This window comes from Streptomyces sp. NPDC031132, assembly GCF_055570595.1.
This window is the reverse complement of sequence record NZ_JBVIGX010000008.1, coordinates 125,236-148,066: the sequence shown is the minus strand read 5'-3', so window position 1 is coordinate 148,066 and position 22,831 is coordinate 125,236. Positions and strand designations below refer to the sequence as shown.

The following is a 22,831-nucleotide window of genomic DNA, read 5'->3' as shown; positions in this document are numbered from 1 at the left end:
ATGGCCGGTGCCGACACCGATCCTCTCGAGGAGCTGCGCTCCTGGCAGCGCCCGCTGCGCGCCCAGTTCCCGATCATCATGGCGAACCCGGGGCTGGCCTACCTGGACAGTGCGGCGACCGCGCAGAAGCCGCAGGCCGTGCTGGACGCCGTGCAGCACTACCTCACCACCTCCAACGCCAACGCGGGCCGCGGCTCGTACCCCTGGGCCAATGCGACGACGGCCGCGGTGGAGCGGGCCCGCGCCCGGGTCAAGGAGTTCCTGGGCGATCCCGAGCCGGACCGGTCTTCGGTGCACTTCACCAGCGGGGCCTCGGAGGGGCTGCGGACCGTCGCCCTGGACTGGCTGGCGGGCCGGCTCGCCGACGGGGACGAGATCGTCGTCCCGTTCGCCGACCACGAGGCGAACCTGTCGCCGTGGCTGGAGGTACGGGAGCTGCTGGCCCGGCAGGGCGTACGGATCGTGGTCCGGGAGCTGCCGTACCAGGACGGCTCCGGCGACTACGATCCGGCGGCACTCACCGCCTCGACGGGCCCCCGCACCCGTTTCGTCGCGGCCACCCATGTGCACCACGTCTACGGCGCCGACATGAACGTGCACCGGATCCGCCGGGCGGTCGGGCCGGACGTCCCGATCTGCCTCGACGCCGCGCAGAGCATCGGTCACCTGCCCTTCTCCGTCGCCGGACTCGACGTGGACTTCGTGGTGTTCTCCGGGCACAAGGCGCTGGCGCTGCCGGGTACCGGCGCGGTCTGGGCCCGTGGCCGACGCGGGCCGGAGTTGCGTCCGGGCGGCTGGCCCGGCACCCCGAACACCGTCGGCATCGCGAGCCTGACGGCCGCGCTCGACTGGCTCGACGCGGCCGGCACGGACCGGATCGAGGCGTGGACGGTGGCGCTGGCGGCGCGGCTGACGGACGGCCTGAGTCGGCTGGACGCGTACGAGGTGCTCGGCTGCCGCTCCAGCCTGGCGGCCGGCTCCGAGGTCCAACGGCGGCGGAGCATCGTGGCGTTCCGGCACCGCGGGATCGAATCCCGCGATCTCGGGTTCATCCTCTACAGCCACGGGTTCATGGTCCGTTCCGACGGACACTGTCAGGCGGGCACCGAGGTGAAGGACGGATCGGTGCGGGTGAGCCTGCACGTGTACAACACGGCCGAGGAGATCGAGGCATTGCTCACCACCCTCGCCAGTCTGCAATGATTTTCATGTGGAGTTCAAGGCCGTGAGAACGGCAGAGGCACGAGCGGACAGAAACATGGACGTGCACACCATCGCGGCCGGCCGGTGGGTGGAACGCTGGGAGCGGCAGCAGCAGCGCTACGCGGTCGACCGCGAGGAGCGGTTCACCGTCATCTCCGACGTGGTCGAACGCGTGACGGCCGGCTGCGCGGCTCCCCTCCTCGTCGACCTGGGATGCGGGCCGGGGTCGCTGGCCGCCCGTCTGGCGGAGCGCATGCCCGCCGCCGAGGTCGTGGGCGTCGACGCCGATCCGCTGCTGCTGGAACTCGGGCGGGCGCACCACGGGGCGGCCCTGCGCTTCGCCGAGGCCTCGATCGGTGAGCCGGGGTGGCTCGACGGGCTCGCGCTGGACCGCCCGGTGGACGCCGCCGTCTCGACGACGGCCCTGCACTACCTCGGGGAGGACACCTTGCGGCGGACGTACGTGGAGCTGGCGGAGTGCATCCGGCCCGGCGGGGTCCTCGTCAACGGCGACCATCTGGAACCGGACTCCCCCAAGGTCCACGAGCTCGCCGTCGACATCGGCCGGCGGCGCGCCGAGCGCCAGCAGGCCCTGGCGCACGAGGACTGGGAGTCGTGGTGGTCGGGAGTGCGGGCCGACCCCGAGCTGACGCCCCTCCTCGCCACCCGGGACCGCCGCACCCACCCGCGGTGCGAGGGCAACGACCTGACGCTCACCGACCACCTCGCACTGCTGCGCGAGGCGGGCTTCGAGCACGTCGGCACCGTCTGGCAGTTCGGCAACAGCCACGTGGTGGTCGCGGTCCGCTGACCCCTTCGGGGCAACCGGTGCGGGGGTGCCGCGCGGCGCCGGGGCGTGGCCTGCGGGAGAGGGATATCAGTGGTCGCAGACGGCGGTCGGCGGTGATCGCCACTGTTCGGAAGGGCGGGAGCCCGGTGGCCGTCAAACCCATTCCCGAGGGACGCCCGCGGGTCACGCCGTACCTCTGTACCGACCGAGCCGCAGCCGCGATCGACTTCTACGTGTCCGTGCTCGGCGCGACCGAGCGCATGAGGATGCCGGCGCCCGACGGCAGGATCGGCCACGCCGAGCTGGAGCTGGGCAACTCGGTCATCATGCTCGCCGACGAGTACCCGGAGATCGGATTCCGCTCGCCGAAGTCGGTGGGCGGCACGCCCGTCACCCTGCACGTGTACGTCGAGGACGTCGACGCCGTCTTCGCCGAGGCCCTCTCCCGCGGCGCCACGGAGGTGTCGCCGGTCAAGGACGAGTTCTACGGCGACCGCACCGGGCAGTTCGAAGACCCCTTCGGCCACCGCTGGAACATCGCCACGCACGTGGCGGACATCTCCGCGGAGGAGATGGAGAAGCGGGCCAAGGAGGCCCTGGAGACCATGCAGGACGGCGGCTGAGCCACCGGACATGCGGACGCCGGAGGGGCTGTGGGCCTCTCCGGCGTCCGCGTGTGGGGCTGCGGGGGCTGTCGGCCCTCAGTGGGCGAGCTTCGCCTTCAGGTTCTGCAGGACCTCCTGCTTGATGTCCTGCGTGGTGACGGTGCCGCCGGTGCCGGTGCCGTTGCCGCCCACTGCGGTGGCGTCGCCGGTGTTGACGGCGTCTGCGCTGGCGTTGCCGCCGCGGGCGACGCCGGTGGTGACCGTGCACCCGCCCTCGCAGTTGCCGACGCCGGCATAGGCGCCGCCGCCCCGGGCGGTACCGCCGACGGTCGTGTTCTCGGCATTGGCGTTGCCGCCGACGCCGATGCCGTCCGCGCTGTCCTGGGGCAGCGTGACGGCCTGCTGCGGGGCGGCGGTCGGCGCGGCCATCGCGGTCGCCGGCAACGCGACACCGCCGCCGATCAGCGCCACGGAAGCTCCGGCCAGAACGATACGACGGGTCCAGAAACGCTCAGACATGGGAATTCTCCATTCGGTATCAAAAAAGGTTCGCATTCCGCCCCGCGGAAAATTCCGGTGATGTGTTCCGGCTTCGTTTTCTCCGGGGCGTTCCCCGGTGAGGGCGCACTTCAAATAAACCCTGCGGGAGAGCGTGCGTCACGCCACTCGAACACGTGACTTGACGCCGAGAACCGATCTTGATAGCGAGCAGCGCCGGGAACACGCCGCGCTTCGCCAGATCCTGCTCGCGGCATGATCCACACGCTAACGTCAACCACGCATAAGCCCAGGGATCCCCGGCGTCTGCACAGCACCGGGCGTATCCGACCGGCAGCCTCAGCGCCCGCCTGCTTGGCCACAGGCGAAGACCTCGCACAAGAATCCCGGAGAATTCCGATGAACGAGCGTTCCTGGACCCGTCGTATCGTGCTGGCCGCGGCCTCCGTGGCACTGACCGGCGTCGTGGCCCTGCCGGCGACCGCGATGGCCGCACCGGCATCCCCCCAGTACGGCTACGCCGGCATCACCACTGCCGCAACGGACAGCGCACCGTCCGTGTGCAGGGGGATCTGCCACGACAGCACCAACACCGCCGCAGGCAACGGCACCTCCGGCGTGTGTGAGGGCATCTGCCACGACAGCACCAACACGGCCGTGGGCGACGGTTCCTCCGGCGTGTGCCGGGGGCTGTGCGACGGCAGCGCCAACACCACCGTGGGGGCCGGCGCGTTCAACGAGTGCGTGGGCCTCTGCGGCACCAGCACCAACACCGCCGTGGGTGACGGCGCGTTCAACGTGTGCAGCGGTCTGTGCCAGGACAGCGTCAACACCGCCGTGAGCGGTGAGGTCCTGAGCGGCACGTACAACGCCATGAACTCGGTCGGGCAGGGCACGCGGGCCATGGGTGACGGCGACAAGGGCACGGGGGGTGACGCCAGCGCCGTCAGCGGCAACGCCAGTGCCGCGAACACCACGGTCGGCGGCACCGCCACCGGCGGCAACGCCAACTCCGGGGTCGGCACCTGCATCGGCAGGTGCACCATCACCACGGGTGCCGCGACGGGTGGCGCCGCCAGCGCCGACGCCCTCAACAGCGGCAACGCAACGGCCGTGACCGGTGACGCGACGGCCACGGGCGGCAACGGCTGACGAGCCGGAGAAGAACGAAACGGACGCCGGAGAGGCTGTGGGCCTCTCCGGCGTCCGTCGTGATCGGGGCGGTGGTCCGCCCTCACTTGCCGAGCTTCGCCTTCAGGTTCTCCTTGACCTGCAGCTTGATGTTCTGCTTGTTCACCTGCCCACCGGTGCCCTTGCCGTCGCCGCCGACGGCGGTGGCGTCGCCGGTGTTGACGGCATCGGCGCTGGCGTCACCGCCGCGGGCGTTGCCCGTGGTGATCACGCACTTGCCCTTGCAGTTGCCGACGCCGGTGGAGGCCGCGCCGCCCTCGGCCTCGCCGCCGACGGTCGTGTTCTCGGCGTTGGCGTCGCCGCCGGTACCGATTCCGTCGGCGCTGTCGTCCTGGAGCAGGTTGACGGCCTGCTGCGGGGCGGCGGTCGGGGCGGCCATGGCGGTCGCCGGCAGGGCGATGCCACCACCGACCAGCGCAACGGAAGCTCCGGCCAGGAAGATACGACGGGTCCAAAAACGCTCAGACATGAGAATTCTCCATTCGGGATGCGAAAAGGCTGGTAAACCGTCCCCGGGAGATCCCCGGTGAGGGCGTACTCCAAATAAACCCGACGGCAGAACCTGCGTCACGCCACTCGAACACGTGACTTGACGCCCAGAACCGATCTTGCTAGAAGGCGGCCGCCGCCATGCCGGTGCGAACTCTCCCGGCCCCGTACGAAGCGGCTCCTGTCAAGTGACGAATAGCCGGGGCTATGGCCCCCTCCCTCCTCCCGGCACGGTGGAAATCGACCGTCCTGCTCACGAGCAGGAGCGAAACACCATCCGGACCGGAGGCAGCATTCATGTCCCGTCGCACAGGGGTCTTCGTGACCCGCCGACCACGGCTCGTCCTCTTTGCCGCGCTCGTGTTCCTCCTGCTGTCCGCCGTGTTCGGTGCAGAGGCGACCGGCCGGCTGAAGACGCAGGGGTACGACGATCCGCGATCGGAATCCAGCCGCGCCACCCGCGTGGTGGCCGAGCACCTGGGGGCGTCCCCCAATCTGGTCGTCGTCGCGCAGGCCCGCGGCGGTTCCGTCGACGCCCCGGCGGCCCGGAGTGCGGGCGAGGCCCTGACCGGACGCCTCCGTACAGAACCGCACGTGAGCGCCGTGACCTCGTACTGGACCGGCAACGCGGCGGAGCTGCGCAGCCGGGACGGACACGCGGCCATGCTCGTCGCGCACGTGGACGGTGAGGGCGAACAGCTCGGGACGCGGGTCAGGCAGCTGAGCAAGGAGCTGACCACCCCGACGGCCGCCACGACGGCCCTCACGGTGCACGTGGGAGGACCCGCGCTCATCGACACCGAGCTCCAGGACCTCTCCGAGTCCGACCTGAAGCGGGCCGAGGCCGTCGTCCTGCCGGGAACCCTGATCCTGCTGGTCCTGGTGTTCGGAAGTGTGGTCGCCGCGGCTCTGCCCCTGCTGATCGGGGTACTGGCCATCGCCGGGACGCTGCTGGTCCTGAGCGTGCTCGGCGCCGTCACCGACGTGTCCGTGTTCGCGCTGAACCTCACCACCGCGCTCGGCCTGGGGCTGGGCATCGACTACGGGCTGCTGATCGTCTCCCGGTTCCGCGAGGAGCTGGCCGACGGACACGGTCCGCGCAGCGCCGCCCTACGGACCGTGCGCACCGCGGGCCACACGATCCTCTTCAGTGCCGCCACGGTCTCCGCCGCGCTCGCGACGCTGCTGGTGTTCCCGCCGTACTTCCTGCGCTCCTTCGCCTACGCGGGCATCGCCGTGGTGGCGATCGCCGCGGTGAGCGCCGTCACCGTGTTGCCGGCCCTGCTCGCGCTGCTCGGAAAGCGGGTGAACGCCTGGGCCGTGCCCTGGCGCCGCCGGGCCCACGCCGGCTCGGAGTCACGCTTCTGGCGGGGGCTAGCGCGGATCGTCGTACGCCGCCCGCTGATCGCGGCGCTGCCGGTGATCGGTCTCCTCGTGGCGCTCGCCGCACCCTTCGCGCACGCCGGTTTCGCCACCCCTGACGAGCGGGCGCTGCCCCCGAGCTCGTCCAGCCGTCAGACCGGGGACCTGGTGCGCGGTGCGTTCGACACGAACGGCCCGAGTGCGCTCACGGTCGTCATGACGGGTGAGGCGACCCCGCCGGCCCGTGAGGACTACGCCCGCCGGCTGTCCGAGCTCCCGCAGGTCGCCCAGGTCGTGGGGCCCGAAGGCAGCTTCCGGCACGGTGCGAGGGCGGCGGTCTCCGGCGCTGCCGGATCCGCGGCCAGGCCCGCCGGCGACGGTCCGGCCCGGATCTCCGTGGTGCCGCAGGCGGACCCCCAGTCGCGCGCAGCCCAGCAGCTCGTGCACGCCGTCCGCGCGACTCCCGCCCCGGCGGGCACCGACGTCCTCGTCGGCGGACCGAGCGCGGTCCTGGTCGACGCCAAGGCCACCGTGGGAGACCGGCTTCCGCTGGCGCTCTCCCTGATCACCCTCACCACGTTCGTGCTGCTGCTCGGCTTCACCCGCAGCCTGCTGCTGCCGCTGAAGGCCATCGCGCTGAACGCCCTGAGCCTCGCGGCCGTACTCGGCGCGATGGTGTGGGTCTTCCAGACGGGCCATCTGCAGCACCTGCTCCACTTCACGCCCGGACCCCTCAGCACGACCATGCCGGTGCTGCTGTTCTGCATCGTCTTCGGGCTCTCGGTGGACTACGAGGTGTTCGTCCTCGCGCGCATCAAGGAGGCTCACGAGGCCGGGCAGGACAACGTCGGCTCGATCGTCACGGGCATAGCCCACACGGGCGGCATCGTCACGACCGCCGGTTCCCTCCTCGCGTTCACGCTCCTGAGCTTCGGCACCTCCCAGGTCTCGCTCCTGCAGTTCTTCGGAATCGGCGCAGGGCTCGGCGTCCTCCTCGACGCCACGCTCGTGCGGGGCGTCCTCGTGCCGGCGCTCATGCGCCTGGCGGGCGGCCTGAACTGGTGGGCGCCCTGGCCGCTCGGGCGCAAGGTGCCGCATCCGGCGTCCGTTCCCCGGCCGGGCCCGGCCGGCAGGGATGCCCCTCCGTCCGTGCCGCCCCTCCTGCCCCCACCACCTCGCACCGCTGACTCCCACGGTGCAGAGCCCGTCCCCACCGCCTTGGTCGCCGTCCGCCCGGGGCACCACGAAATGGAAGAAGACCCGTCATGACCGACATCGCCATCACCGGACTCGGCTGCCGCTTCCCCGGCGCCCCCGACATCCGCGCCTACTGGAAGCTCCTGCTGAGTGGGGAACGCCAGTTCTCCGCCGTCCCGGCGGACCGCTGGAACCACGGCACCTTCCACGAGCCCGACAACACCTCGGCCCCCCATGCCGCGTACACCGACCAGGTCGCGTTCCTGGATGCCGTGGACCAGTTCGCCGCAGCGCACTACGGAGTGCCCCCCGCACGCGCCCGGGCCATGGACCCGCAGCACCGGCTGATGCTCGACGTCGCCCGCGAGGCCCTCGACGACGCCGGGCTGGGCCGTGGCGACTTCGACCGCGAGAACACCGGCGTCTTCCTCGGCATATCGGTGTCCGACTACAAGGACCTCATGGCGGCCCCCCTCCGGGTCCTCGCCCTGGCCGACGAGTCGCCCGCAGCCGACCACCCCGGCGGCCTCGACGCCGCCAGGGAACAGGCAGCACAGCTCGGCACCGTCCAGAGCTTCACGCTGCCCGGGAGCCTCCTCAACATGGCGGCGGGCACGGTCAGCCGGCAGTTCGACCTCGGCGGCCCCAGCTTCGCCGTCGACGCCGCCTGCTCCGGCTCACTGGTGGCCCTCGACCAGGCGATCGCGCAGCTGAGCCGGGGCGCCTGCCGCATCGCCGTCGTCGGCGGCGTGTACCTCAACCTCACGCCCGACAGCCTGGTCGGCTTCTCCAAGCTCCGCGCACTGTCCGCGACCGGCGTGTGCCGCCCGTTCGACGAGGCGGCCGACGGGTTCGTCCTCGGCGAGGGCTCCGGCGCCGTCGTCATACGGCCGCTCGCGGACGCCCTCGCCGACGGCGACCGCGTCTACGCGGTGATCAAGGGCATCGGCTCGGCCAACGACGGCGCGTCTCCCGGACCGCTGACCCCCACTCCCGAAGGCCAGCTGCGCGCCATGCGCCGGGCCTACGACGACGCCGGGGTCGCCCCCTCGTCCGTGGGATTCATCGAGGCCCACGGCACCGGCACCGCCATCGGTGACCGTGCCGAGGTGGAGGCGCTGCGCCGACTGCGCACCGAGTTCCCCGACGACGACCCCGCGCTGTGCTACCTCGGGGCGGGCAAGGCCCTCATCGGGCACTCGCTGTCCGCGGCGGGCATCGCGGGGCTGATCAAGACGGCCCTGGTCGTCCACCACCGCACGATCGTGCCGCAGCCGGAGATCACCCCCCATCCGGACCTGGGCATCGCCTCCGCGGGCCTGCGCTTCGCCGACACCGCACGGCCCTTTCGGGCCACGGGCACCCCGCGGCGCGCCGCCCTCAGCTCGTTCGGTTTCGGTGGCACGAACGTCCACGTGGTTCTGGAGGAGCAGCCCGCACCTGCCGTCGGCCACCCCGCCGAATCCGCCGAAGTCACCGGACCCCAGCTCGTCCTGCTCTCGGCCGGAAACCCTGAGCTGCTGGACCAGCACATCGGCGACGTTCTCGACGCACTCGACACGGCGGACCGCCCGCCGGTGGCCGCCGTGGCCCACACCCTGGGCGCGCGTGAGCCGCTGACCGCCCGGCTCGCGATCGTCGCCGCCGACACGGACGAACTCGTCCGGCGGCTGCGCGAGGCCCGCCGGCAGCTCGCCGACGGCGCCCGGGGCGACCTCGGCGACGGCGCCTTCGCCGCCGACGCTCCCCTGCCGCCCGCCGAGCGTCGCATCGCCTTCCTCTTCCCCGGGCAGGGCAGTCAGCGGCCGGGCATGATGCAGGACCTCTACGAGAGGTTCGCCGGCTTCCGGACCACGGTCGACGCCCTCGGCGCCGTGGCCCGGCGGAACATCGGCTTCGACCTCACCGAGCTGCTGTACGGCGAGGCCTCGGCCGGCGAGGGCGACGACCGGGAGCTCAGGCAGCGGCTCGCCGCCACCGACGTGTGCCAGCCGCTGCTCGGTACCGTCCAGATCGCCGCCACCCGCCTCCTCGCCGACTGCGGCCTCGCGCCGGACCTCACCCTGGGCCACAGCGTCGGTGAGTTCGCCGCGGCCGCGGCGGCCGGAGCCCTCACCGACGAGGCCGCCGTCCGGCTCCTGGGCCACCGGGGCGCAGCCCTCCGACGGGCCGAGACCGGCTCCCGGGGCGGGATGCTCGCCGTACAGGGCGACGAGGAGACCTGCCGCCGGCTCATGGCCGGCATCGACGACGTCTGGCTCGCCTGCTTCAACCAGCCGCGGCAGCTCGTGGTCAGCGGCTCGCTGCGCGGGCTCGCCGTCCTGCGGCGCACGTGTGCCGAGGCCGGGGTCGTCACGCTGCCCCTCGAGGTGTCGGGGGCCTTCCACTCCCCGCAGTTCGCCGACGCCGACGAGGCCTTGGGCGCGTACCTCGCCGACCGACCCCTCGGCAGCCCCGTCCTGCCGTTCGTGTCCTCCGTGGACGCGGCGGTCTGCACCGACGGCGACCGGCTGCGCGAGCTGTGGTCCCGGCACGCCTCCGCGCCGGTCCGCTTCGGCGATGCCGTCCGGACCGCGTACGAGCAGGGGGCCCGCGTCTTCCTCCAGATCACCGGCGGCAGCTCGCTGCTCACCTCGGTCCGCCGCAACCTCACCGGGCACGACGACGTCCACGCCGTCCCCGCCGCAGAGGCCGCCCCGGACGGCGGGCGCGGCTTCGTCCGGGCCCTCGCCCGGCTCGCGGTCCTGGGCGCCCCGGTCGACCCGCGCGCCCTGGTTCCCGGGGAAGCCCGCCGCCTGCTGGATCTGCCGGTGGCCGGGCTCGACACCCAGTCGTACTGGGTGCGGGGCCGGCGCGCCGCACAGCAGGACACGCCCGCCGCCACCCTCCCGCCCCAGCCCGCACCGCCCCAGGAGAACTCGGTGAACGCCCCCGTCAACGACCCCGTGACCGACTCCGTGAACGACCCCGGAAACGACCCGGTGAACGAACTGCTCCAGCTGGTCCGGCAGCAGGCAACGCTGCTCGATCGCCTCTCCGGGACGCTGCCTGTGCAGCACCCCGCGCCACAGATCAGCGCCCCGGCGACCGCAGAACCCGTACCCGTGGCCGTACCCGTGCCCGCCACGACGGCCGTCCCCGCCGACGAAGAGCCTTCGCCGGCCCGGGGCATCGACGACGTCACCGACGCCGTGCGCGCGCACGTGGCCCGGATCAGTGCGTTCCCGGTGGGGCAACTGGGGAACGACCGGCTGCTGATCGACGATCTCGGCTTCGACTCGCTCATGCTGACCGATCTGTTCACCTCCCTGCGTCGGCAGTGGCCGCAGTGGACGTTCGACGAAACGGCTGCCGACCGGCCGACCGTCGGGAGGATCGCCGCGCTGATCGCGGGCGGCTCCGCCGACGCCGCGCCGGCGGCCGCCCCCGTACAGCGCGCCGACCAGGACCACGAAGCCCCGCCCGCGCCGCCCGCCGACCTGCCCGCGGCTGCACCGGCTGCACCGGCTGCCGCCCCGCTGCCCGAGGAGCAGACGCGCATCGAGTGCTTCCCGGAGGTCGCCGCCCACGGTGAGCGTTTCGCCGCGCTCGCCCGGACGGGGCTGCCCAATCCGTACTTCCTCGTCCACGAGGGCGGCATCACGGACACGACCGTCGTCGACGGCCGGGAACTCGTCTCGTTCTCCAGCTACAACTACCTGGGCATGGCCACGCACCCCCAGGTGACCGCGGCGGCCAAGGAGGCGATCGCACGGTGCGGGACGTCGGTGTCCGCCAGCCGCCTGCTGTCCGGCAGCCGTCCGCTCCACCTGGAGCTCGAGACGGAACTCGCCGGCCTGCTCGGATGCGATTCCGCGATCACCCTGGCCAACGGGCACGCCACCAACGTCACCGTGATCGGGCACCTCGTCGGACCCGGGGACCTCGTCATCCACGACTCCCTCGCCCACGACAGCATCCTGCAGGGCTGCAAGCTCTCCGGCGCGACCCGGCGGCCGTTCCCGCACGACGACGCAGCCGCCCTCGACGCCATCCTCGGCCAGGTCCGCCACCAGTACCGGCGGGTCCTCGTCGTCATCGAGGGCGTGTACAGCATGGACGGCGACATCGCCGACCTGCCCGCCCTCGTCGAGGTCAAGCGCCGGCACGGCGCGCTGCTGATGATCGACGAGGCGCACAGCATCGGGACGATCGGCGCGACCGGGCGGGGCATCGGCGAGTACTGCGGCACCGACCGCTCGGACGTCGACCTGTGGTCGGGCACGCTGTCCAAGGCGCTGGCGAGCAGCGGCGGCTACGTCGCCGGGAGCCGCGCGGTCGTCGAGTACCTGCGCTACACCGTTCCGGGTTTCGTCTACAGCGCCGGTATGACCCCGGCCGACACCGCCGCGTCGCTGACCGCCCTGCGGCTGCTGCGTGCCGAGCCGCAGCGCGTATCGCGGCTTGCGGAGAACGCCGCGCTGTTCGTCCGCCTCGCGCGCGATGCGGGCATCGACGTCGGGGACAGTCAGGACACCCCGGTGGTCCCGTGCATCGTCGGGGACTCGATGAAGACCCTGCGGCTCGCCGAGGCCCTGTTCCAGCAGGGCATCAGCGTCAATCCCATCCTCTACCCGGCCGTACCCGAGGAAATGGCCCGGCTGCGCTTCTTCGTCACCTGTGACCACACCTCCGACCAGATCCGTCACGCCGTGACCGCGCTGGAGTACGAGCTGCGGAACCTGGACCAGGCCGTGGCCGCCTGACCCCGCTGCCATGTACACCACCTTCCCGGCCATCACGCCGGGCCACGTCCACCGATGGGGCGGAGCCGGGCTCGTCGTGGCCCACCGCCCCGGCCCGGGGCGGGCGGCGCCCGTCCCACCGCTCCTCCCGGCCCACCTCTCACCGGCCGAACGGCGCGTGGTCCAGGCGCTGCCGGTGTGGCGGCAGGCCGAGTGGGTGGCCGGCCGTGTGCTCGCCAAGCGCCTGGTCGGCGAAGCCGTCGGCGCGGCGGCGGACGACGTGGAGATCCTTCCGCGGGACGACGGCAGTCCGTACGTCGCCGTCGGCGGCAGCCCGGTGCCGACGCTGGACCTCTCCATCAGCCACACCGCCCGGTACGTCGCCGCGGCCCTCGCACCGCAACCGGTCGGGGTCGACCTGTGCGGGACGGAATCGGCGGCCGCGGTCCGCCGTGTCGGGGACCACGCCTTCTCCCCGGCGGAGCTCGTCCTCATCGGTACGGACCGGCCTGATGTCGTGGCAGGCGCCTGGGCGCTGAAGGAAGCCGCGGTCAAGGCCGACCGGAGCGGCATCTTCGGCGACGCTCCGCGCCGCGTCCGGATCCTCGGCCTTCGGCCTCCCGTACTCGGCGGACGGCGCCGCGCGATGGTGTGGCAGGCGGGCGATGCGGTCCTCGCCCTCGTCCTCGCGCACCCCGCCCCGTCACCGAGCGTCCCTGCGGCCCTCTCCTCGGGGCCGGCCGGCTGAGCGCCCCCCTTGGCAGCACTGCGTTGGTGCTCCTTGCCCTGCCGGATGATGCTTGTCAGTGGAGCGCCTGGCCGTGCAGGGGTTGCCGTGGACTGCGGCAGAGGAACTAGCGAGGGCGAGATGAGCGGCGATGGAGCAACTTCCCAGCTTTCCTGGTGAGCGGCCGGAGGAAACGAACGCCTCCCTCGAGTCGGCATACACGGCCACGGCCACCATCAGCGAGCAGGGCATCGTGACGGAGTGGAGTGACGATGCCCGTCGGCTGCTGGGCTACGCCCCGTCCGAGGTCGTGGGGGTGCCCGCTGCAGAACTGCTCGCCGACGACCTCGGAGCCGATGCGGCCCGGTTCCCGGCCGGCCAGGAGCGGTGGAGCGGCACCGTGGCGGTGCGCCACCGGGACGGCCGGCGGATGGAACTGGCACTCCTCGCGCACCGCCTGACGTCCACCGACGCGACCGCCCGGTGGCTCGTGGTGTCCGCCGTTCCGAGCGGGCCCGGCACGCCCTGGGGCGAACCGCTGAAGGAATGGGCGTTCACCCAGTCCCCCTGTTTCCTGGCCATCTTCGGTGCGGACCTGCGGCTGGTCCGGGCGAACGCCGGCATGGAGCACACGCTGTCCCTCACGGAAGCCGAGATGCGCGGGCTGCGGCTGCCGGAAATCGCGCCCGATCCCGTGAGCGACGAGACCGAGGCGAGGATGCGCCTCGTCCTGGAGACCGGTGAGGCGCAGTACCTGGACACCTTCATCCGTTCCATGGGCACCGGCCCGGAGCACGGCTGGGCGACCTCGCTCGCCCCGTTGTGCGACCCGGACGGGCGGGTGCGTGCCGTGTCCTTGGCCGCGCACGAGAGGACCACGAGCGAGGGCGACCGGCAGCGGATCCTGGTGCCGGACGTTGCGGACGCCCGCATCGGCACCGCCCAGGACACCGCCCGCACCGCGCAGGAGGTGGCCGACGTGGCCGTCCCCCGGCTGGCCGATTTCGCGTTCGTCGACCTGCTGGACCCTCCCCCGCAGGGTGACGAGCCGGCCGCCGGCCCCGCCTCGGGGCCGGTCACCGTGTGCCGTACCGCTGTGCGGTCGGTCCTCGAAGGAAACCCGGAGTCCCGTGTCGCGGTCGGCGAGGCGACCAGCTACCCGTCGCTGTCGCCGCCCGCCGAGTGTCTGGCCACAGGGCGCGGCGCCGTGTACGGGCCGACCGACCCGGTCCTGGCCCAATGGGTGGCCGAGGACGAGAGGGCCGCCGCGTGGGTCAGCGAGTACGGGACCCACTCCGTGATGGTGGTCCCGCTGCGAGCCGGCGGCGTCACGCTCGGCGTGGCCGTCTTCGGCCGTCACCGGCGCGGTGAGCCGTTCCTGCCGGAGGACCTGCGGTTGGCCGAGGAGCTCGCGACCAGGGCGGCCGTCAGCATCCACGACGCGCGCGGGTCCTCCCGGGAGCACACCACCACGATGACGCTGCAGCGCAGCCTGCTGCCGCACACGCTGCCCACCCAGGCGGCGCTGGAGATCGCCTCCCGCTACCTGCCCGCGGGTACCGCGGCCGGCTTGGGCGGCGACTGGTTCGACGTGATCCAGCTGTCCGGTGCACGGGTGGCGCTGGTCGTGGGCGATGTCGTCGGCCACGGCATCCGCGCCGCCGCCACCATGGGCCGGCTGCGCACCGCGGTCCGTACCCTGGCCGACGTCGACCTGCCGCCCGACGAGCTGCTCACCCACCTCGACGACCTCATCATCCACCTGTCCGCCGACGAGGCCGACGGGGGCGGCGTCGGGGAAGCCGCGGGGGGCATCGGCACCACCTGCCTGTACGTGGTCTACGACCCGGTCACCTGCCGCTGCACCGTCGCCCGGGCCGGCCACCCCCCGCCCGCCGTGGTCTCCCCGGAAGGCTCCGTCTACCTCCTCGACGTCCCGGCCGGCCCGCCGCTGGGTCTGGGAGGCCTGCCCTTCGAGACGGTCGAGGTCGAGCTTCCCGAGGGCAGCATCCTCGCCCTGTACACCGACGGCTTGCTGCAAGCCCGTGAGCACGACATCGACGAGGCCCTGGACAACATGTTCGCGGCCCTCACCCGTCCCGCCACCACGCTGGAAACGGTGTGCGACCGCGTACTGACCGCCCTGCTGACCCACCGTCCCGATGACGACGTCGCCCTGCTCGTCGCCCGGACCCGGGCACTGCATTCCGACAAGGTCGTCGTCTGGGACCTGTCCCCCGACCCGGCCGTGGTCGCCCAGGCCCGCCGCAGCACCACCGACCAGCTGGCGGCTTGGGGGCTCGAGGAGGCCGCGTTCGTCACCGAGCTCCTGGTCAGCGAGCTGGTCACCAATGCCATCCGCTACGGCGAGCCGCCCATCCAGCTGCGGCTGATCCACGAGAACAGCACCCTGATCTGCGAGGTCTCCGACACGAGCAGTACGGCCCCGCACATGCGGCGTGCCCGGACCTTCGACGAGGGGGGGCGGGGCCTGCTGCTGGTCGCCCAGCTCGCCCAGCGCTGGGGCACCCGGCACGCCCCGATCGGCAAGACCATCTGGGCCGAGCAGTCCCTCATCGGGTTCTGAGGCCGGCGAGCACGGCGGGGTGGTGCGGGCGGGCGCGGACGTACGGGAAGACGGTCCCTGTCACACGCCTGTGACAGTCGACGGACACCGTCGTGAAGGTGCGGGCGCAGGATTTTAAGCAGGACAAACCGGACATTCGACTACATGTCCACCTGCTTCCGAGGGCGCGAGCAGAGATGACCGATCCGATCCGTCGGAGGGAAATCCCATGAGCCTCACCCTCACCACCCCCCAGACCGAGACCACCGCCCTCGCCCCGCGCGAGCAGGAGGCACTGGGACACATCGCCGCCGGCCGCACCTACCTGCAGACGGCCCGCCACATGGGACTCTCCAAGCACACCGTCGACGCCTACCTGCGCCGCATCCGCGCCAAGCTGGGCATCAACAGCACCGCCGAGCTCACCCGACTGGCCATCTCCATGGGGCTGTGACCCCCGACCGCCAGCCGCTCGTACCGAGCGCAATGACCTAGAGGGCGCCCGACGGGCGCGCGAAGACCGGCCGGGCCCAGGCCGGAGGATCCGGTGCCTTCACCGGATCCTCCGGTTCGGGTCCGGTCCGCTGCGTTCCGCCCTCGGGCGGCCGATCGGCGAGCTGGGGGACACCGGTCGCGGTGGCGACGCGCAGGGCCGCGACGAATTCCAGGCAGGAGTCGTAGCGGTCCTCGGGGATCTTCGCCAGGGCCTTGGCCAGGACGTCGTCGGCGGCGGGCGGCATTCCCGGCCGCCGCTCCGTCAGCGGAGGCGGGGGGTCGTACTGGTGCGCCCACAGCAGCGCCGCATCCTCGTCGCGCTCGAAGGGCGGTCCGCCCGCGAGGGTCTCGTACACGACGCACGCGAGGCTGTAGAGATCGCACCTGCCGTCCAGCGACCGGCCGGAGATCTGCTCCGGGGCCATGTAGCCGAGCGTGCCGAGGAACTCGCCCGTGGTGGTGATTCCGGTGGCCGACCGCGCGTTCTTCGTCAGTCCGAAGTCCGTGAGATAGACGTGCTCGGGGTGGTCGCTGTCGGTGCCCGGGGCGATCAGGATGTTGCCGGGCTTGACGTCCCGGTGCACCAGATCGTGCTCATGGGCCGCATCGAGGGCCGAGGCCACCTGCGCCGCGATGCGCACGGCGGTCGCGACGGGGAGCGGACCGTCCCGGTCCAGCATGGCCCGCAGGTCCAGGCCGGAGACGTAGCGCATGGCGAGGTACAGGACGCCGTCGGTCTCACCGGCTTCGAAGATCGGCACGATGTGCGGGTGGTCGATCGAAGCGGCGACACGCGACTCCCGGGTGAAGCGGCGCCGGAACGTCTCGTCGCGGGCACGTTCCGGGGCGATCAGCTTGAGCGCCACCATGCGGTCCAGGTTCAGGTCCCGCGCGCAGTAGACGACGGCCATGCCGCCGCGGCCGATCATCCGCTCGACGCGGTAACCCGCGATCTGCTTCCCGATCAGGCCGGAGGGGCGGCCCGCATAGAGGCTCAAGTCCGATGCCGTGCCCATCAGGCACCACCCTCACCCGGCCGACCTGGCGACGGCTCGCCGAAGCGACGGGCCGCTCTTTCCTACGGAAATTCTATCCAGCGATCCACCCGAGCGCCCGGTCTACCAAGATCGACTCTCGGCGTCAAGCCACGTGTTCGAGTGGCGTGACGGGTGTTCTCCCGTCGGGTTTATTTGAAGTACGCCCTCACCGGGAACTCCCGGAGACGGTTTACCAGCCCTTTCTTATTCCGAATGGAGAATTACCATGTTCGAGCTTTTCACGACCCGTCGCATCGTTCTGGCCGGAGCTTCCCTCGCGCTGGTCGGGGGTGGCATCGCACTGCCGGCGACCGCCATGGCCGCACCCGTCGCCGCCCCGCAGCAGGCCGTCAGCCTCCTCCAGGACGACAGCGCCGACGGCATCGGTACCGGCGGCGACGCCAACGCCGAGAACACCACGGTCGGCGGAACCGCCACCGGCGGCAGTGCCAACTCCGGCGTCGGCAACTGCGAGGGCGGCTGCGAGGTCACCACCGGCGACGCCCGCGGCGGCAACGCCAGCGCCGACGCGGTCAACACCGGCGACGCCACCGCCGTGGGCGGCGACGGCACCGGCACGGGCGGCCAGGTGAACAAGCAGAACATCAAGCTGCAGCTCAAGGAAAACCTGAAGCAGAAGCTCGCCAATTGAGGGCAGGAAATCGCCCCCACCCCCGCGGACGCCGGAGAGGCCCACAGCCTCTCCGGCGTCCGCGCGTCACGTGGGGCTCGGGTAGACCCGGGACTGTTTCACGCTGCCGAACGCGAAGCTCGACTCGATCGACGCGATGCCGGGGATGGCATGGATCCGGTGGCGCACCAGGGCCTCGTACGCCTCCAGGCTCTCGATGACCACGCGGAGCAGGTAGTCGCTGCTTCCGGCCATCAGGTAGCAGTCCTGGATGTGCTCGATGACCGCGACGTGCTCCTCGAAGACCCTGACCGCCTCCTTCGTGTGCCGGTCAAGGCGTATCCGGACGAAGACGGTGATCGGCAGGCCGAAGGCGACCTGGTCGACCATGGCCGTGTAGCCGCGGATCAGGCCGGCCTCCTCCAGGCGCCGCACCCGGCGCAGGCAGGGCGAAGGGGACAGCCGGACCCGGTCGGCGAGGTCCTGGTTGGACAGCCGTCCGTCGGCCTGCAACTCACGGACGATCTGCAGATCGACTGCGTCCATCACCACTCCTTGGCAGATTCTGCCTCAAACGTATGCCTGGGAGGCAGAACTGGCAATCGGCTGCCCCGGCAAAGGATCTAGCGTTGCTCCATGGCCGGATCCGGCCCCCTGAGGCTGGAGGAACCCCCTTGGTCACCACGAACGCCGCGCCCGCGACGGCGCCCCCACCGGCCCGGTCCACAGGCCGCTCCGGGCTCTCCCCGCAGGCCCGGGGCACCCTGGCCCTGGTGGTGACCGTGCTGATCTGGGCGGCCTTCGCTCTCAGCGCCCGGGCCCTGAGCGCCTCCTCCCTGCTGCCCGCCGACGCGGCCCTGCTGCGCTTCGGCGTTCCGCTGCTCGTCCTGGCGCCCGCACTGTGGCGGCGGCGCCGGCGGATCGCCGCCGTGCGCCCGGCCGCCGCGCTCAAGATCGCCTGCGGTGCGGGAGTGCCGTTCTTCCTGGCCGCGATGTACGGCGGCTCCCTGACCTCGGCGGCGTTCGTCGGCTCGATCGTCCCCGGGATGGTCCCGCTGTTCGTCTCCGCGCTCATGGTCGCCGGCGGCCGCGGCGCGCCCCGGGGCACGCAGGCGGCCGGGCTCGGGCTGATCGCGGTCGGCGTGGTCGCGCTGGTCTGGCGCCACGTCGTCCCGCTGAACACGCAGGTGCTGGCCGGCGCCGGGATCCTGCTCGTCGCCAGCGGACTGTGGGCCCTGTACACGGTCGGGCTGAAGGAGGTGGACCTCGATCCCGTCGGATCGATCGGCCTGCTGTGCCTGCCCTCGTTCGCGGTGATGGCCCTGCTGGTCCTGACCGGGGTGCTGCCGACCGGCCTGGCTTCGGCGGCCGGGAGCGACATCGCCCTGTTCCTGGTGGTGCAGGGGCTGGGCGTCGGCCTGTGCGCCGGCCTGCTGTACGCCTTCGCCATCCGCAGCCTCGGCGCGGAGCGCAGCTCCACCGTGGGCAGCCTCAGCCCGGTCGCCGTGGTCCTGCTCGCCATTCCCCTGCTCGACGAGTCGCCGACCCTGGCCGTGCTCGTCGGCGTCCCCCTCATCACCGCGGGCGTGGCCCTCGCCAACCGGCGCCCGCGTACCCGTACCCGCCCCGAGCCCGAGGTTCCCGTCCATGCTTGAGCTCCTCCTGCCGCCGCCCGTCGACCCGCTGTGGGACCTGACCGAGGCGTACGGCGCCGACGCGCGGCCCGAGCGGCTGAACCTCGTCCTCGGCGTCTACCGCGACCAGACGGGCGGCACCCCGGTCATGGCGGCCGTCCGCGAGGCCGAGATACGCCTGGCGGAGCACTCCGCGTCCAAGGAGTACCGGGGGCTCTCCGGCAACGCCGGCTTCAACCGGGCGATGCTGTCGCTGGTCCTGGGCTCCGGCGCGGCGGCCGAGCGGGCCGTGGCCGTCCAGACGGTCGCGGGCAGCGGCGCGCTGCGGCTGCTGGCCGATCTCATCTGCCGCACCCGGCCGGGCACGACGGTCTGGATCAGTGATCCCGCGTACGTCAACCACCGGCCCATCCTCGAGGCCGCCGGGCTGACCGTGCGGACGTACGGCTGGGTCGATGCCGAGGGCCGCTTCGACACGGCGGGCATGCTGCGCGACCTCGGGGAGGCGCGGCGCGACGACGTCGTCCTGCTCCAGGGCTGCTGCCACAACCCCACCGGGGTCGACCCGTCCGCGCAGGACTGGGAGGCCGTGGCCGAGCTGGCCGCGCGGGCCGGCTGGGTGCCGTTCGTGGACCTCGCGTACCACGGGCTCGGCGACGGACTGGAGGCCGATCTGGCCGCCACGCGGCTGCTCGCGGAGCGGGTGCCGGAGATGCTGGTCGCCATCAGCTGTTCGAAGAACTTCGGGCTCTACAGCGACAGGACCGGCTGTGCGGTCGTGCTCGGCTCATCGCGCCAGTCGCTGCGGCACGTGGAGACGGCGCTGCAGAACGCGGCGCGCACCCTCTACTCGATGCCTCCGGAGCACGGCGCCGCGGTGGTGACGGCGATCCTCGAGGACGACGGGCTGCGGGCTCTGTGGCGCGCGGAGCTGGACGGGATGCGGACCCGGATCGAGGACAACCGGAAGGGTCTGGCCTCCGAGCTGTCCGCGCTGGGCTGGGACGCGCAGGCCGATGTGCTGGCGCGGCAGAAGGGCATGTTCTCGATGCTGCCGCTCACCGCGCGTCAGATGCTCCGGCTGCGCAGCGGGTTCGCGATCTACGGGACGACCGCGGGGCGGATCAACATCGCGGGGATCCCGGCCCACCGGATCCCCTGCCTCGCGCAGGGCATCGCGGCGGTCCTCGGCGAGGGCGCCGAATAGTCCCGCGCATCCGTGGCGGGCGCCGGGGTTCCGGCGCCCGCGCACGGCTGCCGCCAGGGCGGTGGCCGCGGCGGGTTGCGCCATCCCCGATCCCCTCCCGGGCGCCTCGCACCACACCTGACATTCGATCAGGTCATCCGTCCCGGACTCTTGACTCTGTTACCGCCGGTAGCCATTCTCGTCACACTGCCTGCGCGGGACATGACAATCAGCCGGCTCCCTCAGACGGTCTGCGTCCTCGACCGCGCCATCCGCCTCCCGATGACGTGAGTGATGACCATGACCCGAGCCCCCCGCACCAGGCGCAGGCCCCTCGCGCTGCTCGCCCTGCTCTTCGCCATGGTGGCCATGGCCCTCGGCCCGGCACCCGGCGCCGCCGCCGAGGGCGATCCCGGCTGGTGGAACCCCGGCGCGCGGCCCGTGCCCGACTCCCAGATCAACGTGACCGGCGAGCCCTTCAAGGGCACCGACGCCCAGGGACAGGTGCGGGGCTTCGTCGACGCCCACGACCACATCATGTCCAACGAGGGCTTCGGCGGCCGGCTCATCTGCGGCAAGGCGTTCTCCGACCAGGGGGTCGCCGAGGCGCTCAAGGACTGCCCGGAGCACTACCCCGACGGCACCCTCGCGGTGTTCGACTTCATCACCAAGGGCGGGGACGGCAAGCACGACCCCAACGGCTGGCCGACGTTCAAGGACTGGCCCGCCCACGACTCGCTCACCCACCAGCAGAACTACTACGCCTGGATCGAGCGGGCCTGGCGCGGCGGCCAGCGCGTACTCGTCAACGACCTCGTCACCAACGGGGTGATCTGCTCGGTCTACTTCTTCAAGGACCGCAGCTGCGACGAGATGACCGCCATCCGCCTCGAGGCGCAGAAGACGTACGACATGCAGGCCTACATCGACAAGATGTACGGCGGCCCGGGCAAGGGCTGGTTCCGGATCGTCACGGACTCCGCGCAGGCCCGCGACGTCATCAAGCAGGGCAAGCTGGCCGTGGTCCTGGGCGTGGAGACCTCCGAGCCGTTCGGCTGCAAGCAGATCCTGGACATCTCCCAGTGCAGCAAGGAGGACATCGACCGCGGCCTCGACGAACTGCACCGGATCGGCGTCCGCAGCATGTTCCTCTGCCACAAGTTCGACAACGCCCTGTGCGGGGTCCGCTTCGACGGGGGCGCCCTGGGCACGGCGATCAACGTGGGGCAGTTCCTGTCGACCGGCACCTTCTGGAAGACCGAGCAGTGCACCGGCCCGCAGCACGACAACCCGATCGGCCTGGCCCCGGCGCCTTCGGCGCAGAAGGAGCTGCCGGCGGGCGTGTCGGTCCCCTCGTACGCGGCCGACGCGCAGTGCAACACCCGCGGGCTCACCGACCTCGGCGAGTACGCCGTGCGCGGCATGATGAAACGCAAGATGATGCTCGAGGTCGACCACATGAGCGTCAAGGCCGCGGGCCGGGCCTTCGACATCCTCGAGTCCGAGTCCTACCCGGGCGTGATCTCCTCGCACAGCTGGATGGACCTGGGCTGGACCGAGCGCCTCTACAAGCTCGGCGGGTTCGCGGCCCAGTACATGAACGGCGCCGAGGGGTTCAGCGCCGAGGCCGCGCGCACGGACGCGCTGCGCGACAAGTACCACGTGGGCTACGGGTACGGCACGGACATGAACGGGGTCGGCGGCTGGCCGGGCCCGCGCGGCGCCGACACCCCGAACCCGGTGAAGTACCCGTTCCGCAGCACCGACGGCGGCTCCGTCATCGACAAGCAGACCACCGGGCGGCGCACCTGGGACCTGAACACCGACGGCGCCGCGCACTACGGCCTGGTCCCCGACTGGATCGAGGACATCCGGCTCGTCGGCGGCCAGGGGGTCGTGGACGACCTCTTCAAGGGCGCCGAGTCCTACCTGCGCACCTGGGGGGCCTCCGAGCAGCACAAGGCCGGCGTGAACCTCGCCGCGGGCGCACCCGCCTCGGCCAGCTCCGCCGAGTGGAACCCGTTCGTCAGCTATGCGCCCGGCCGGGCCGTGGACGGCAACACGAGCACCCGCTGGGCGAGCGACTGGAACGACGACCAGTGGCTCCGGATCGACCTCGGATCCCCCGGCCTCGTCAAGCGCGTCACCCTCGACTGGGAGCGCGCGTACGGGAAGTCGTACCGGATCGAGGTCTCCACGGACGACGTGAACTGGCAGACGGTGTGGTCCACGGCTTCCGGTGACGGCGGCCTGGACACGGCGCAGTTCGCCGGCGTCTCCGCCCGCTACGTCCGCGTCCACGGGGCGGGGCGCGGCACGCAGTGGGGGTACTCCCTGCACGAGGTCGGCGTCTACAGCAGCTGACGGCGCCGAGGGGGGGGGGGGGGGGGGGGGGGGGGGGGGGGGGGGGGGGGGTGGGGGGGGGGGGGGGGGGGGGGGGGGGGGGGAACGGGGGGGGGGGGGGGGGGGGAGGGGGGTCTGGATTCTCTATCGTCC

Annotated in this window: 17 protein-coding genes; 13 read left to right on the top strand and 4 right to left on the bottom strand. The window is 72.2% G+C overall.

What is annotated here, in order from left to right:
• From ACZ49B_RS14740 to ACZ49B_RS14730, 3 genes are all read left to right on the top strand, one after another.
• Positions 1-1,203: an aminotransferase class V-fold PLP-dependent enzyme gene (locus ACZ49B_RS14740; protein WP_468305213.1), complete on the top strand. Its 1,203-nt coding sequence runs from the start codon at positions 1-3 to the stop codon at positions 1,201-1,203.
• Between the two features lie 55 nt (positions 1,204-1,258).
• On the top strand, positions 1,259-2,014 hold the full coding sequence (locus ACZ49B_RS14735; protein WP_468305210.1) for a class I SAM-dependent methyltransferase: 756 nt from the start codon (positions 1,259-1,261) through the stop codon (positions 2,012-2,014).
• A 125-nt stretch (positions 2,015-2,139) separates the two neighbouring features.
• Complete coding sequence (locus tag ACZ49B_RS14730; RefSeq protein ID WP_468305207.1) at positions 2,140-2,616, top strand: VOC family protein; 477 nt, start codon at positions 2,140-2,142, stop codon at positions 2,614-2,616.
• A 78-nt stretch (positions 2,617-2,694) separates the two neighbouring features.
• On the opposite strand, the gene ACZ49B_RS14725 is transcribed toward ACZ49B_RS14730, so the two are convergent.
• The gene (locus ACZ49B_RS14725; RefSeq protein ID WP_266669324.1) at positions 2,695-3,117 is read right to left on the bottom strand and encodes a hypothetical protein; all 423 of its coding nucleotides are present in this window, start codon (positions 3,115-3,117) and stop codon (positions 2,695-2,697) included.
• A gap of 378 nt (positions 3,118-3,495) precedes the next feature.
• Here ACZ49B_RS14725 and ACZ49B_RS14720 point away from each other — a divergent pair, with 378 nt between their 5' ends.
• On the top strand, positions 3,496-4,248 hold the full coding sequence (locus tag ACZ49B_RS14720) for a hypothetical protein (protein WP_468305204.1): 753 nt from the start codon (positions 3,496-3,498) through the stop codon (positions 4,246-4,248).
• Between the two features lie 82 nt (positions 4,249-4,330).
• Here the strand turns inward: ACZ49B_RS14720 and ACZ49B_RS14715 are convergent, their stop codons facing one another.
• Complete coding sequence (locus ACZ49B_RS14715) at positions 4,331-4,756, bottom strand: hypothetical protein (RefSeq protein WP_468305202.1); 426 nt, start codon at positions 4,754-4,756, stop codon at positions 4,331-4,333.
• Positions 4,757-5,097: 341 nt separating this feature from the next.
• Here ACZ49B_RS14715 and ACZ49B_RS14710 point away from each other — a divergent pair, with 341 nt between their 5' ends.
• From ACZ49B_RS14710 to ACZ49B_RS14690, 5 genes are all read left to right on the top strand, one after another.
• Positions 5,098-7,407, top strand: coding sequence for an MMPL family transporter (locus ACZ49B_RS14710; protein WP_468305199.1), 2,310 nt, complete (start codon positions 5,098-5,100; stop codon positions 7,405-7,407).
• Positions 7,404-12,080 (top strand): type I polyketide synthase, encoded by a 4,677-nt coding sequence (locus ACZ49B_RS14705; RefSeq protein WP_468305196.1) that lies wholly within the window; start codon positions 7,404-7,406, stop codon positions 12,078-12,080. The genes ACZ49B_RS14710 and ACZ49B_RS14705 overlap by 4 nt, the downstream gene beginning before the upstream one ends.
• Positions 12,081-12,090: 10 nt before the next feature.
• On the top strand, positions 12,091-12,807 hold the full coding sequence (locus ACZ49B_RS14700; protein WP_468305193.1) for a 4'-phosphopantetheinyl transferase family protein: 717 nt from the start codon (positions 12,091-12,093) through the stop codon (positions 12,805-12,807).
• 130 nt (positions 12,808-12,937) lie between these two features.
• Positions 12,938-15,373: a SpoIIE family protein phosphatase gene (locus ACZ49B_RS14695; RefSeq protein WP_468305190.1), complete on the top strand. Its 2,436-nt coding sequence runs from the start codon at positions 12,938-12,940 to the stop codon at positions 15,371-15,373.
• A gap of 208 nt (positions 15,374-15,581) precedes the next feature.
• Positions 15,582-15,806 carry a response regulator transcription factor gene (locus ACZ49B_RS14690; protein ID WP_468305187.1) on the top strand — a complete coding sequence of 75 codons (225 nt, stop codon included), beginning with the start codon at positions 15,582-15,584 and terminating at the stop codon, positions 15,804-15,806.
• 37 nt (positions 15,807-15,843) lie between these two features.
• Here ACZ49B_RS14690 and ACZ49B_RS14685 read toward each other — a convergent pair whose 3' ends face one another.
• Positions 15,844-16,863: a serine/threonine-protein kinase gene (locus ACZ49B_RS14685; protein WP_468305184.1), complete on the bottom strand. Its 1,020-nt coding sequence runs from the start codon at positions 16,861-16,863 to the stop codon at positions 15,844-15,846.
• Positions 16,864-17,110: 247 nt separating this feature from the next.
• On the opposite strand from ACZ49B_RS14685, the gene ACZ49B_RS14680 reads away from it, so the two are divergent.
• Positions 17,111-17,536: a hypothetical protein gene (locus ACZ49B_RS14680; RefSeq protein WP_468305182.1), complete on the top strand. Its 426-nt coding sequence runs from the start codon at positions 17,111-17,113 to the stop codon at positions 17,534-17,536.
• Between the two features lie 66 nt (positions 17,537-17,602).
• Here ACZ49B_RS14680 and ACZ49B_RS14675 read toward each other — a convergent pair whose 3' ends face one another.
• Positions 17,603-18,061, bottom strand: a complete 459-nt coding sequence (locus ACZ49B_RS14675) for an Lrp/AsnC family transcriptional regulator (protein ID WP_468305179.1) — start codon at positions 18,059-18,061, stop codon at positions 17,603-17,605.
• 128 nt (positions 18,062-18,189) lie between these two features.
• On the opposite strand from ACZ49B_RS14675, the gene ACZ49B_RS14670 reads away from it, so the two are divergent.
• From ACZ49B_RS14670 to ACZ49B_RS14660, 3 genes are all read left to right on the top strand, one after another.
• Positions 18,190-19,170, top strand: coding sequence for an EamA family transporter (locus ACZ49B_RS14670; protein WP_468305177.1), 981 nt, complete (start codon positions 18,190-18,192; stop codon positions 19,168-19,170).
• The gene (locus ACZ49B_RS14665; protein ID WP_468305175.1) at positions 19,163-20,356 is read left to right on the top strand and encodes an amino acid aminotransferase; all 1,194 of its coding nucleotides are present in this window, start codon (positions 19,163-19,165) and stop codon (positions 20,354-20,356) included. Before ACZ49B_RS14670 ends, ACZ49B_RS14665 begins: the two co-directional genes overlap by 8 nt.
• Before the next feature lie 339 nt (positions 20,357-20,695).
• On the top strand, positions 20,696-22,699 hold the full coding sequence (locus tag ACZ49B_RS14660; protein WP_468305573.1) for a galactose-binding domain-containing protein: 2,004 nt from the start codon (positions 20,696-20,698) through the stop codon (positions 22,697-22,699).
• Positions 22,700-22,831 lie beyond the last annotated feature (132 nt).

What these genes read in the sequence shown, in the direction of transcription:
- ACZ49B_RS14740 (WP_468305213.1), top strand. Translation starts at nt 1, where the DNA reads ATGGCCGGTGCCGACACCGATCCTCTCGAGGAGCTGCGCTCCTGGCAG.
- ACZ49B_RS14735 (WP_468305210.1), top strand. Translation starts at nt 1,259, where the DNA reads ATGGACGTGCACACCATCGCGGCCGGCCGGTGGGTGGAACGCTGGGAG.
- ACZ49B_RS14725 (WP_266669324.1), bottom strand. Translation starts at nt 3,117, where the DNA reads ATGTCTGAGCGTTTCTGGACCCGTCGTATCGTTCTGGCCGGAGCTTCC.
- ACZ49B_RS14720 (WP_468305204.1), top strand. Translation starts at nt 3,496, where the DNA reads ATGAACGAGCGTTCCTGGACCCGTCGTATCGTGCTGGCCGCGGCCTCC.
- ACZ49B_RS14715 (WP_468305202.1), bottom strand. Translation starts at nt 4,756, where the DNA reads ATGTCTGAGCGTTTTTGGACCCGTCGTATCTTCCTGGCCGGAGCTTCC.
- ACZ49B_RS14705 (WP_468305196.1), top strand. Translation starts at nt 7,404, where the DNA reads ATGACCGACATCGCCATCACCGGACTCGGCTGCCGCTTCCCCGGCGCC.
- ACZ49B_RS14700 (WP_468305193.1), top strand. Translation starts at nt 12,091, where the DNA reads ATGTACACCACCTTCCCGGCCATCACGCCGGGCCACGTCCACCGATGG.
- ACZ49B_RS14695 (WP_468305190.1), top strand. Translation starts at nt 12,938, where the DNA reads ATGGAGCAACTTCCCAGCTTTCCTGGTGAGCGGCCGGAGGAAACGAAC.
- ACZ49B_RS14690 (WP_468305187.1), top strand. Translation starts at nt 15,582, where the DNA reads ATGAGCCTCACCCTCACCACCCCCCAGACCGAGACCACCGCCCTCGCC.
- ACZ49B_RS14685 (WP_468305184.1), bottom strand. Translation starts at nt 16,863, where the DNA reads ATGGGCACGGCATCGGACTTGAGCCTCTATGCGGGCCGCCCCTCCGGC.
- ACZ49B_RS14680 (WP_468305182.1), top strand. Translation starts at nt 17,111, where the DNA reads ATGTTCGAGCTTTTCACGACCCGTCGCATCGTTCTGGCCGGAGCTTCC.
- ACZ49B_RS14675 (WP_468305179.1), bottom strand. Translation starts at nt 18,061, where the DNA reads ATGGACGCAGTCGATCTGCAGATCGTCCGTGAGTTGCAGGCCGACGGA.
- ACZ49B_RS14665 (WP_468305175.1), top strand. Translation starts at nt 19,163, where the DNA reads ATGCTTGAGCTCCTCCTGCCGCCGCCCGTCGACCCGCTGTGGGACCTG.
- ACZ49B_RS14660 (WP_468305573.1), top strand. Translation starts at nt 20,696, where the DNA reads ATGGTGGCCATGGCCCTCGGCCCGGCACCCGGCGCCGCCGCCGAGGGC.